Origin of the sequence: Microbulbifer variabilis, from assembly GCF_023716485.1 — a bacterium.
GTDB lineage: Bacteria > Pseudomonadota > Gammaproteobacteria > Pseudomonadales > Cellvibrionaceae > Microbulbifer > Microbulbifer variabilis_B.
In genome coordinates this window covers 1388392-1400985 of record NZ_CP092418.1, presented here as the reverse complement: position 1 = coordinate 1400985, position 12594 = coordinate 1388392, and the positions used below count along the sequence as shown (strand labels likewise).

The 12594-nt window shown below is 49.9% G+C and carries 10 protein-coding genes; 1 reads left to right on the top strand and 9 read right to left on the bottom strand.

Going from position 1 to position 12594, the window contains the following annotated elements:
• Window positions 1-10: 10 nt before the first annotated feature.
• From MJO52_RS06185 to MJO52_RS06170, 4 genes are all read right to left on the bottom strand, one after another.
• Window positions 11-226, bottom strand: a complete 216-nt coding sequence (locus MJO52_RS06185) for a DUF1289 domain-containing protein (protein WP_252085075.1) — start codon at window positions 224-226, stop codon at window positions 11-13.
• The gene (locus MJO52_RS06180) at window positions 219-755 is read right to left on the bottom strand and encodes a gamma carbonic anhydrase family protein (RefSeq protein WP_252085074.1); all 537 of its coding nucleotides are present in this window, start codon (window positions 753-755) and stop codon (window positions 219-221) included. The genes MJO52_RS06185 and MJO52_RS06180 overlap by 8 nt, the downstream gene beginning before the upstream one ends.
• Before the next feature lie 98 nt (window positions 756-853).
• Complete coding sequence (locus MJO52_RS06175; protein WP_252085073.1) at window positions 854-1378, bottom strand: methylated-DNA--[protein]-cysteine S-methyltransferase; 525 nt, start codon at window positions 1376-1378, stop codon at window positions 854-856.
• Window positions 1375-2841 carry a DNA-3-methyladenine glycosylase 2 gene (locus MJO52_RS06170; protein ID WP_252085072.1) on the bottom strand — a complete coding sequence of 489 codons (1467 nt, stop codon included), beginning with the start codon at window positions 2839-2841 and terminating at the stop codon, window positions 1375-1377. Before MJO52_RS06170 ends, MJO52_RS06175 begins: the two co-directional genes overlap by 4 nt.
• Window positions 2842-3445: 604 nt before the next feature.
• Here MJO52_RS06170 and MJO52_RS06165 point away from each other — a divergent pair.
• Window positions 3446-6031 (top strand): thrombospondin type 3 repeat-containing protein, encoded by a 2586-nt coding sequence (locus tag MJO52_RS06165; protein ID WP_252085071.1) that lies wholly within the window; start codon window positions 3446-3448, stop codon window positions 6029-6031.
• Between the two features lie 58 nt (window positions 6032-6089).
• Here the strand turns inward: MJO52_RS06165 and MJO52_RS06160 are convergent, their stop codons facing one another.
• The 5 genes from MJO52_RS06160 to MJO52_RS06140 form a co-directional block, all read right to left on the bottom strand.
• Window positions 6090-6872: a PhzF family phenazine biosynthesis protein gene (locus MJO52_RS06160; protein ID WP_252085070.1), complete on the bottom strand. Its 783-nt coding sequence runs from the start codon at window positions 6870-6872 to the stop codon at window positions 6090-6092.
• A 198-nt stretch (window positions 6873-7070) separates the two neighbouring features.
• Entirely contained in the window at window positions 7071-7502 is a 432-nt protein-coding gene (locus MJO52_RS06155) for a hypothetical protein (RefSeq protein WP_252085069.1), read from the bottom strand.
• 385 nt (window positions 7503-7887) lie between these two features.
• Window positions 7888-8547, bottom strand: a complete 660-nt coding sequence (locus MJO52_RS06150; RefSeq protein ID WP_252085068.1) for a glutathione S-transferase family protein — start codon at window positions 8545-8547, stop codon at window positions 7888-7890.
• Between the two features lie 309 nt (window positions 8548-8856).
• Window positions 8857-10575 carry a dipeptidyl-peptidase 3 family protein gene (locus MJO52_RS06145; RefSeq protein ID WP_252085067.1) on the bottom strand — a complete coding sequence of 573 codons (1719 nt, stop codon included), beginning with the start codon at window positions 10573-10575 and terminating at the stop codon, window positions 8857-8859.
• 72 nt (window positions 10576-10647) lie between these two features.
• A complete protein-coding gene (locus MJO52_RS06140) occupies window positions 10648-12480 on the bottom strand; it encodes an ABCB family ABC transporter ATP-binding protein/permease (protein WP_252085066.1) in 1833 nt (610 codons plus the stop codon).
• Between the last annotated feature and the right edge of the window lie 114 nt (window positions 12481-12594).

The following is a 12594-nucleotide window of genomic DNA, read 5'->3' as shown; positions in this document are numbered from 1 at the left end:
TATCGATTGTTTACCAGATTCGGCCCATTTGCCGCGCGCGCTCGGTGCAGAGCTTTAACACTGCACGGCGCTCATCGTTATCCATGGAGCCCCAGCGGCTGATTTCATTACCACTGCGAAAACAGCCCTCGCACAGGTCCTGCTCATTCAGGGCACATACGGAGATACAGGGGGATTTCACCGGGCGCTCTTTCGGCTCCACGGTTTTTACCGTTTGTTCAGACATCTTTAGCCTCAAGCGGGACCAGTTCACTGGCGAAATGTTTGCCGTTGGCCGCATAGTGATCGCTGCTGGCTTTGAGCAGCTCGTAGGTGGCGGGATCGAGAGATTTTACTACCTTGCCGGGAGAGCCCAGCACCATAGAGTAATCGGGAATTTCTGTGCCCTCGGTCACCAGCGCATTGGCGCCAATGATACAGCACTTGCCGATTTTGGCCCGGTTTAAGATCACGGCATTGATACCAATCAGGCTGTAATCTCCAATGTCACAGCCGTGCAGCATCACTTTATGGCCTACGGTGACACCGGTACCGATGGTTAATGGCACACCGACATCGGCATGCAGAACCGAGCCATCCTGTACGTTGCTGTATTCACCGATAGTAATAGGCGCACAGTCACCGCGCACCACCGCGTTAAACCATACGGAGCTGTGCGCAAGCATACGCACATCTCCAATCACATGGGCACCGGGCGCAATATAGTGGCCCTCACCTTCCAGTTGTGGCTGTTTATCCCCCAATCTGTACAGCATTTGGCCTCCGGCTCGATATGATTATGAACCGCTTATTATCTCGCGCCAAAGAGGCCGTGGCTAGGGAGAGATGATTGCGCTTTTCCCAATATTACCCGCTAGAGCAGCTCGCCCTGCTGGACAAAGTTGGCACCCTCAAGGGTGAGCAAGCGCGCTTTCAATGACAGGCCGCCGGCGTAGCCGGTAAGGCTGCCATTAGCTCCGATTACGCGGTGGCAGGGAATAACGATGGCAATCGGATTTGCACCATTGGCCCGCGCCACCGCGCGAATAGCCCGTGGCTGGCCCAACCACTGGGCTTGCTGGCTGTAACTGCGAGTTTCGCCAAAGGGAATTTGCAACAGCGCATCCCAAACCCGGCACTGGAATTCAGTACCCTTTGGCGCCAGAGGCAGATCGAAGCTTTTGCGCTGGCCGGCGATATATTCCCGCAACTGCTGGGCAGCCAAATCCGTCAGCTCCGAGGCGCCCCGCTGCCAACCGCCCCCCAAACGCAATGGTCGTTCATCATCATAAAACTGGAGTGCAACTATACCTCTGGCGCCTCGGGAGAGCCCCTCTTGCTCGCAGGCCGCGATGGCAACATCCCCCAATTCCGTGGTGTAACTCTCATAGACAATCATTTTTTCTCTCCAGATTTCAGGGACTGCCACAACAAAATGGCTCCATATGCCCGCCAGGGCCGCCACTGCTCTGCCCGCTCCTGGGCCTGCTTGGGTTTTGCCTTTTCACCATCACTGCCCAAGGCTTGTAGAATACCCAAATCCGACGCGGGGAAAGCATCCGGCATCGACAGGCCGCGCATAGCGATATAATGCGCCGTCCAATCGCCAATACCCGGCAGTGCTGTGGCTTGGCTGCACCAATCCTCCAGGGACTGATCGGCAAAACTCACACGGCCATCCAAAGTTGCGACAACAAACTCCTGTAGGGTTTTCATTCGAGCCCGGGTCAAGCCCAGATCGGCAAAGTCCGCCTCGGCGAGACGCTCCGCCGTTGGGAATAAAAACCGCTCTCTGCCAGCATCATCCACAAAAGACTCCCCGTAGCGGGCCACTATACGTCCGGCAATAGTGGTCGCCGCCGCGACACTGATCTGCTGACCGAGAATCGCCCGCAGTGCATATTCAAATGGATCCCAAGCACCGGGCAAGCGCAGGCCCGGATTCTTCGCCAACTGATCCGCCAGCAGTGGATCTTCATTTAATACCGTCTGAATCTCCTCAATATCCGCATCCAGATCAAATAGCCGGCGCAGGCGCTGGTTCAGCAGATATAACCCTGCCCCACCTTCCTGACCAAAAACCTCCACTACCAAGCGATTTCGTTTCGGATCGTGGGAAACCTCCATCACGCCGCGACAGGCATCCAATTCGAAACTGCGTGAATAGACCTCCCCCTCCACCTGCTCTACCCCGGCCAAAGCGCGGGTCCCCAAAAAAGCCAGGAGTTGTTGCCAATCTAATGGCGGGCGGTAATCCAGGTACAGCCGTACGCGTGTGGCACTCACCTTCTCGGCACGCACTACGTGCCCCTCCCTGCGCACTTCGGATGGGGTGCGCTGATAGATCTGTTTGAATACACCGTTAAAGCGTCTCAAACTGTTAAAACCAGACTCGTAGGCGATTTCAGCAATAGGCAAGTCCGTATCTCGCAGTAAACGAAAAGCAAACAGTGCCCGCTCAGTTTGCCAAACCGCTAAGGGGCTTACCCCCAGATGCTCAGAGAACAGGCGGCGCAGATAACGGCTACTGACTCCAAGACGCTCTGCCAGTCGCTCCACAGATTGAGGCTCACGCTCACTGCGCATCAGTTTCAAAGCGCGCTGCACGGTGGTTGATACCAATCCCCAAGCTGGACTGCCCGGCGCAGAATCGGGGCGACAGCGCAGACAAGGCCTAAAGCCCGCATTGGCCGCCTCCGCCGCAGTCTCAAAATAAGTGACATTGCGCTCCAGCGGTGGCCGCGCGGGGCAGATGGGTCGACAGAAGATACCTGTCGTCTTCACCGCCGTAAAAAAACGCCCATCAAAACGCCGATCACGCGCAAGCCGCGCGCTGGAACAAATTGCCGCATCAATTTTCATTTGCCCTCCCGAATCTGACCTCCAGTGTATTTCCACGCTGCCTTGGAAACTAGTCAAAAACGGAACTGACCCAAAAACCATTAGACCCGATAGTCATAACAAGACTCAAGCCTTCGTTATCATGAGAAATAAATTCACATAACCAACGTTTGCTGCGGCAATGACTATATCCGGTTGCCCGATTAATTTACGCACCTGATTACTCTTTACAGCTCACAAGAAATTTTCAAAACCATCAACGTCTTTCCGCTTATTCCTCATCAAAAATACACACCGGCAACAAGCTGAAAATTTCTCAGCACAAATGTGCGGGCATTTTCACTCCCCTCACTGCCAACAAGAAAAACTAAAAAAATAAACTGCCATTATTTTTTCAATCATTACCTTTATTCATAGAAATCACACATATTTACCCACATCGAAATTCGGTGGCTCATCTATTCTGATAAGAAATAAAAATCAGGTATTTACTCCACCAATTACATCTATAGGGAAGCAACCTTCAAGAAGTGGGCACTTATTTTCACTTCTATTTTCTCGTAGCAAATGACAGTTCTTCCCCAGCAGATAACAAAAAAGTATTTGTTTCCAGAGATTTCAAAGCATGTCAAAAATTTCGTTAATTGTATTTTTTCTTTCGCTACTGCTATTGAGTGCCTGCGGATCGGACAAAGGAAAAGCCCGAGCCGCCGATAACTTTCCCCCGGGCTCCAACGTGACAGACAGTGATGAAGATGGCGTTCGCAATTCCGACGATAACTGCCCCAGCATCAGTAATCCCTCCCAAGATGACCTCGACAGCGACGGTAGCGGTGATGCCTGTGACAACGATGATGACAATGATAATCATCTGGACTTAGAAGATAACTGTCCACAAATCGCCAACATCGATCAGGCAGATAGTGACGGCGATAAAGTTGGCAATGCCTGCGATGAAGATCTCGATGGTGATGAAGTAGTCAACGATGCGGATAACTGTCCTGCAAACGCCAACCATGAACAGAGTGACATGGATGGCGATGGTGTCGGTGACAGCTGCGATAACGACCTCGATGGCGATGACTTCACCAATAGCCTCGATAACTGCCCCACCGTCTCCAACCCAGACCAAACCGATCAAGACAATGACGGCATTGGCGATCTATGTGATAGCGACAGCGATACCGACAATGATGGCCTGGACGATGGTGTAGACAACTGCCCGCAAGTGCCCAACGAAGATCAAGTGGATACCGACAACGACGGCACGGGCAACGCCTGCGATAACGACGATGACGGTGATAGCATCGAAGATATCAGTGACAACTGCCCTGGCAAACCAAACCCAGCACAAGAGGATCAGGACAACGATGGATTAGGCAATGTCTGCGATCCGGACCTCGATAACGACGGCATTGATAATGAAGCTGATAATTGTCCTGCTATCGCCAATAGCGACCAAAGTGATATCGACTCCGATGGAAAGGGCGATCTATGCGATAGCGATGATGATGCGGATGGCATTGAAGACCATGCCGATAATTGTCCCGTCGATGCCAATGCAGATCAAACCGACACTGATAGAGATGGCAGAGGCGATCTATGTGACTCCGACAGGGATGACGATGGGGTAGACAACGATGCAGACAATTGCCCCCTCGTGGCCAATGAGGACCAGGTAGATACCGACGGTGACAGCTTCGGCGATGCCTGTGATAACAACTCTGATATCGACGGGGATTTAATTACTGACTATGTCGACAACTGTGTAAACATTGCCAATACCAGCCAATTCGACCGAGACGGAGACGGTATTGGTGACGCCTGTGACAGCGATAAGGATGGTGACGGCAGTGCCAACACAGAAGATAACTGCCCTGCCATTCCCAATCGAGACCAAGCCAATAACGATAGTGACCAGATCGGCGATATCTGTGACAGCGACGATGATAACGACGGTATCATCGACCTGATCGATAACTGTCGCTTCGACCCCAATGCCCATCAAAAGGATAGCGATGCCGACTACCTCGGTGACGCCTGCGACCCCGATCTGGATAACGATGGCATCGTAAATAGCAGTGACAATTGTCCCCATAACCCCAACACACTCCAGGAGGATCATGATGGGGACGGCGTCGGGGATGCCTGCGATACCAATACCGATGCAGATAACGATAGCTTCGACGATGGTGTGGACAATTGCCCCGCAGTAGCGAACCCAAATCAATCAGACCAGGACAACGATGGCCTGGGAGACATTTGTGACAATGACCGGGATGGCGATGGTACGACGAATGAACAAGATAACTGTCCCTTCGCTCCCAATGATCAAAGCGATAGTGACGGCGACGGAAGCGGTGATCATTGTGACAACGATGTCGATGGAGATAGCATCGAGGACACCCTAGACAACTGCCCACATGTACCAAACCCGGAGCAGGAAGACGGGGATAAAGATGGCAACGGCGACGCCTGCGATAGTGATATCGATAATGACACCTTGGATGACAGCGCAGATAACTGCCCAGATATTTCCAATCCAACGCAAACAGATAGTGATGGAGACGGACAGGGCGACGCCTGCGACCCCGACGTAGATAACGATGGTGTGGAAAACACCTCAGATAACTGCCCTCAAGCCTGGAATCCGAATGGAGAAGACTCTGATCAGGACGGCATTGGTGACGCCTGTGACTACGATACTGTCCTTTCCTGCACTTCCTTCGAGGGGCTTGAAATAATGGATGGCGCTAGCACAGAGCTGGAACATGGTATCAATGCTCCCTGCGATGGCTGCTCAGTAGTTTCATTAGCCAAAGTAGGCAATGGAATACCCTCCGATGCCGCCAGAATGGAAGTTGCGAGTGGCGCTGGAGGCAGCACTTATATCCAGGTCAACCACAGTAACGTGAAAAGTGGTCGCTACCTGCTTAGCTTCCTAGTGGAAAATACGAGCTCAGTGCTGGATCTTATCTACCTCAACAGCATTACCATCAGTACCTATCTGGACGGAACTGCCACAGGTGAAAGCATCAGCGGTTATATGCTGGCTCCATTTAAGGTCAATGGTGCCCAGAATCACCGCCTGTTACTGGCAAATACTCAGGCAGACTTTAACCAGGTACGCCTTACTCTTGGCGGATTGGAGCTCACCAATAACAAGCTGGATATCTATCTCGCCTGTGCGGTTCCCATAAGCCTGCCGTAGTAAAGCCCTTATAAAAGCAATAAAGCCCCGAGTTCCGGGGCTTTATGTTTACAAAGGTTTATTGAAACGATATTTGACCGCGCATATAGTCAACGGCTTGGCCGATAAGAATAACCTCATCACCTACAACCTCACAGGTGAGCACTCCGCGCCTCTTTGATAGCTGCATTGCATTGAGATGTGACTTACCCAAAACCTGACTCCAATAGGGTGCCAACTCGCAATGTGCAGATCCTGTTACTGGGTCTTCATTGACTCGCAGCTTGGGAAAAAAACAGCGACTGACAAAATCACAGTGATCCCCCGGAGCGGTAATCACCACACCCCTTAAATCGAGCTCAGCCATCAACATGAAATTAGGCTTAACGCTCTTTAGTTGAGTCTCGCTATCCAGTACAACGATATAGTCAAAGGCAGCCAAAGTTTTCACAGGAACCACACTTAAAGCCTCAGCCAAACCTAATGGACATTCCGTTGGGGCAGGGATACTGATAGGAAATCGCATTTTATAGCCGCCTTCGCAGAGCCCCACTTTTAACAAGCCACTGCGCGTTTCGAAGTTGATAACAGGCTTTGCGTACGATAAATGCTTAAACAAAACATGGGCTGCTGCCAGGGTAGCATGACCACAGAGATCCACCTCAGCTTCAGGTGTAAACCATCGCAGCCTATAACCCTCTCCCTCTGGAACAAAAAAAGCCGTTTCAGATAAGTTATTTTCTTCAGCAATATTCTGCATCTGTATATCTGCGAGCCACTCATCAAGTGGACAAACCGCGGCCGGATTGCCAGAAAACATTCTGGATGCAAAGGCATCTACCTGATAAATATTAATTTCCATGTTCTTCTAAACTTCCCACTTATAAAATAACAACTAGATTATTACTAGTAGCACCTCTATTACAGGCAACATATACAACGCAGCACAAAATAAACAAATATAAAAAAGGGACAACTTAGTGCCCCTTTAAGTAGAAACCTGGCTTTAAATATTAAGTTACATTTTCATCTTATCCATACCGCATACTCCAGAACTCTATCAATCCAAAGGGCAAACACTTGCCAGGGAGGTAGTGAAAGCTCGCTTCATAAACTCAAACTGCTCATTGGTTTCCATGTGTGCACTCAAGGAATTTCTGGCCGAGAGAAAGCGCTTTTTCTCAAGCTCCGTCATGCCGTCATGATAGAGGTATAATTTTTCAATCGGCTTCATGGCCGACTTTTCACTTCTATAAAATTTATCCTTGGACATAGCAAGGTCAACCTTATCCCGTATTGACCCATCCGGCATTATCTGAACAGACACACTGGGCACATAGTTTGCAATTGGCCCCTTTAGATTTAACACCTCGGGATTCAACTCACTAAGTTTCTTGGCGATATAGACTTTCAGCTTGTTATTTCTAACTTCCAACTTCACAAACGGCTTTATTATTTTGAATTTATCTTTATCTTCTTCAAACAACTGCACAGACGCCTCCAACATCACCAAACTCTGGGTGTTTAGAAAACGTTCATATTCCTCTAATTGACAAGACGCCTGTACATACTGACTAAAGAAGAAGGCAAGAACCAGGGCTGGTATTTTCATAGTTCTAATGATTATCCTTAATTTTTAGATATGGACCGCCCAATTCCACTGGGCAAATCTGACGTATATCACACCCTATTCTAGTCGTCTTTTTTTCTTGGATAATCTATAGGTTCACATTTGCGGATCTTCCCACAGAAAATACGCAGCTTCCTTCATTTTTCAGGTTATATACGCCATTTGAGGACGACACAAAGAAGCACATAAACTAGTTCCTAAAGTACCCATTGAGTGTGGAAACCAGTAATGGAAGCCTCTCTCCTCTTTACTTTCGGTAGTCATCCAGAATTACCGGCGGCAAGCTTTTGGCTTCCGACATCCACTCTTCCACACTCTCTCTTGCCAGAAGCCTCATTACCCATTGATGAGCCCGGGGCCAATCACACATTTCCGGGCTATGGGCATACAACCTGATAACTGTGGGCACCAGTACCAGATCTGCGAGGGAGAGATCACCACAAAGGTAAGGGCCACCACTATGGGCTAATTCTTGCTCCCAGCAGTGAAACAGTCGCTCCGCATCTGCCTGCTCAGACTGGGTCATCTGACGCTTATCCTGATAAAAAGCGCTTTCAAAAGAAAGTCGTGGACACAACCCTGAGAGACCCGCATGTTGCCAACTTAAGAAAGAACGTGCTCTAGCCTTGGCCAAAGGATCTGAGGGAAGTAAACTTCCGCCGCCAATATCGTTGGCATATTCCATAATGGCTAGGGAATCAAAAATAACACTCTGGTTTTCAACCAATACGGGTACTGAAACAGCGGGGGATATCTCACCAATCCGGCGAAGATTTTCAAAGCGCTGCGGCTTGCGAATATCAACAACTCGCTCTTCAAATTCAATACCCAGCTCCCTAAAAGGAAGCCATGCCCGAAAAGCCCAGCTGGAGGCATTTTTAGTACCAGTGTATAAAATACGTTCCATGTTTTTCCCTTAAAATTTTTAGATACGGTCTTTAAAACAGATAACAGGGTAATTAAATAGACTCAACTATAAATCCAAAATGATGATCAACCTACTGTAGTGTTTCTTCAATGTAAACATCCTCATTTTTTGTGATTAATCACTCAGCTTTTTCTATCAACCGATAAAAGAGTCTCCGTAAAAGCAACATCTGATACTCAATATATGTTGCATCTAAACTTTCCCCTACTTTTTCCCTAAGAGTTTATTCCAGGTGAAAATAAAAAACCCGGCAAATGCCGGGTTTTCAAGGTGAAAATTTGCTTAGTTTTACTTCAAGCCAAGAACTTCTTTACCCTGGATGAAAGTAACATCCACGGGTATATCCGCCTCTGCCAATCGATCCAGGTCAGCCTGCAACTCAGGACCGATAACCCCTTTTTCAGCGAGCAGAGTTTTGGCCTGCTCGTAGTTACCATCACCCTGAATAGTCAGGATCAGGCGCGACAGGTTGGTCATGGCCTGCTGCATTTTTTCGAAATCCACACTGTATTGACCGGTTTTCGGATCGCGGGTAAAGGCGCCCTGCTCTTTGAAGAAGTTAAAGCGCATCATATTGGCCTTACCGTGGGCACTGGCTGCACCGAAGCGCACGCTGCGGAAAATACCAGCGAGGAAGGTAACGTAGTTATCCATCAGCTCGCCCTCTTGGATCTCGCCTTTCTCATGCAAGCGGGTCACCATATAAAGGCCGAGAATATCGGCTTTGCCTTCTTCCAGAGAGGAAGAAGTCTCCTTCAACACCTGGCGTACATTTGCTCCGCCGGTCACAGTCTTCTTAATACCCAGGCCGTGCGCCACTTCGTGGAACATGGTATTGGCAAAGAAAGCGGGGAATGTGATGTGCTTGCGCTGATCTGGAGCAATCAATACATCGCTGATGGGCACCAGGATCTTGTCAAACTTGGCACGCATAGCATTTTTCAACTGCAGGCGACGAGTGCCTTTCGCCAGCTGAACTTCTTCATCGTTAGGCAGGTTAATGGCAATCGTCTTGGAACCCGCATTGCTGTGACCTGCGTAGAAAAGTACATCGTACGCATTCAGATCAGAATCAGTACCCGGCTCTTCGGCCTTGTACTTTTCTTCTACCGGCAAGCCTTCCTGTAATTCAGGCAACAGCGCAGCAAACTTGGCCAGCTTCTTACTCCACTCTTTATCTTTGAGGAGTACGTAAGACTCGTAAGCCGTGCGATAGGCGAACATTTGATCTTCGTAGTTTTCAATGGGGCCGATTACTACGTCAATATCATTTTCCTTCATGTCCATCCAAGCCATATCGCTGGGACGGAAATTATCATTGAGCAGCGCGTCGGCACGCATGTCCAGATAGTTGGCGAATTCTTTACTTTCCGCCAGCGCGGCTGCCTGGCGCAGGATATCTGCTGCCTTCTTCAGGTCAGCATTGTAGGCTTTGCTGTAGGGGATCAATTCCAGCTTACCGGCATCGTTGCGGCGCACCAGAGAGTAGAGGCCATCTTTTCCAGGTTGGTCCCAGTTCTCAAACTCTTCGCGAGTCATATCTGCCGGATAGAAGTTGGCACCCAGAGGTTTGAGACCGTAGCCAGTGATAAACGGCTTATTGTCATTGAGGCGATCCCAAGGACCGTAATTAATCTCGGCAAACTTGCGCGCGCGGTTGTCTTCGATATCGGGCAGCAGCACTTCTGCTGGGCCGTAGGACTGCAACCAGAACAGTCGATCCATGATCCGGCTGGCATCAATCAACAGGCCGATCATCTTACGCTGATTCTCGCTAAGATTACTCATATCAGCGGTAAGTTCTACCGGTACATAAATATTAAAACGCTTATCAGCGTTTTCTATGGCTTGGCCTGCGGGCGGTGTGACCGTCTCGGATTCTACAATCTGTGCCTCCGCTTCATCTTTACGGATTTCCTCGGCCTGTTTGTCTTTGCTACAGCTGCCCACCAGCGCCATGGCCAGCAGTGCGGCAGCGATCTTGGTAGTGTGAAAGGGAATGGTCATATCGCTCTGCCTATCATTTTTTTGTTTCGGCGCCACATTAGTCTGGCTACACACAATTATCAAGACAGGCTTTTATGGCTCCTCCACCTGAGAAGCCACAGGAGTTTCCTCCCCCATCCCAGCCGTACGCTCCTGCTGTTGCATGCGCCACAGAGTCGCATAGTGCCCGCCTTCCTCCAGAAGCTGGCTGTGGGAACCCTGCTCAACGATCTGGCCTTGATCCATGACTAAAATCTTATCGGCATCTACAATTGTCGAAAGACGGTGGGCGATCACCAGTGTGGTCTGTTCGCGGGCAATTTCTTTCAGAGAGGCGACAATACTGCGTTCCGAACGGCTGTCCAGAGAGGAGGTGGCTTCATCAAAAATCATAATCGGTGGTTTTTTGAGCAGCGCCCGCGCTATGGCAACCCGCTGTTTTTCACCACCGGATAGCTTAAGGCCGCGCTCACCAACCAGAGTATCCACTCCCTGGGGCAGCTGGCGGACAAAATCCGACAGGTGAGCATGATGAATTGCAGCCATCACTTCCTCATCAGTGGCATCCACCCGCCCATAACGCACATTTTCTTTGATTGATTGGTTGAATAACACCGCATCCTGGGGCACCACACCAATAGCGCGACGCAAGGATTCCTGACTTACCGTACGAATATCCTGGCCATCAATGCGAATCGACCCATCACTTACATCATAAAAGCGGAACAACAACTTAAACAGGGTCGACTTACCGGCCCCGCTGGCTCCCACAATCGCCACTTTCTGGCATGGCAGCACGGAGAAACTAACCTGGCGCAAAATTTCACGATTGTCTTTGTAGCCAAAGCGCACGGCATCAAATTCAATTCGCCCTTCCTGCACTTGCAAATCTGAGGCCTCGGACTGATCGGCCACCGCTGGCTTAACCCTGAGCAAAGAGAACATCTTTTCAATATTGGCCAGGGCACCTTTCATTTCCCGATAGACAAAACCGAGAAAATTCAACGGGATAAAAATTTGCATCATAAAGGCGTTAACCAGGACAAAATCTCCGATGGTCATCTGCCCCTTGGTCACACCTACTGCCGCCAAAATCATCGCTGCGCACATGGCAGAGGCAATAATCAGTGCCTGACCAGTGTTTAGGCTAAACAGCGATAGGCGGTTTTTACGCCGGGCCCGCTCCCATACCGCCAGCTCACGATCGTAATGATTCGATTCGTGCCGCTCATTGGCAAAATATTTCACCGTCTCATAGTTGAGCAAGCTGTCTACCGCACGACTGCTGGCCTGGGATTCGGCTTCATTCAGGGCGCGTACAAAACGGGTGCGCCACTCGGTGGCCACGACAGAGAAACCGATATAAACAATAACGGCAACCAGCACTACCAGAGCAAACACGCCGCTGTAATTCCACCAAAGCAAACCTGCCACCATGGCAATCTCAAGCAGAGTGGGTACGATATTGAACACCATAAAGCGCATCAAAAAGCCGATGCCACTATTACCCCTTTCAATATCCCGAGAGAGCCCCCCGGTACGCCGATCCAAGTGAAAGTCCATATCCAACTTGTGTAGGTGCCGAAATACCTCCAGGCCAACTCGACGCTGAGCCCGTTCCGTCACCCGGCCAAAGATGGTATCCCGCAACTCACCAAACAGAGTACTGGAGAATCGCACCGCACCATAAGCCAATAACAGCCCCAGTGGCAGAGCTATGGCTTGGGCAACACCACCGGTTTTATCCAGATTGTCGACGATATGCTTGAGGATAAAGGGTAAAGTGACCCCCGCAATTTTTGCCCCAATCAGGCACAAAATTGCCAGGGCGACAGCCCGGCGAAACTCCAATAAGTAAGGGAACAGGGTTTTCAGCGCACCCCAGTGCACCTCATCCAGAGAAACAGTGGACTTGGGTCTCGGCATAATCAGTTCCGGAAGGAAAAATAGCCGCCTATTATAAATAGACTTAAAGGGTTATATAGACGCTCAATCGCAGAAACCGATTGGATGCAGCACCCCTAAACCAAAAGTTGAGCA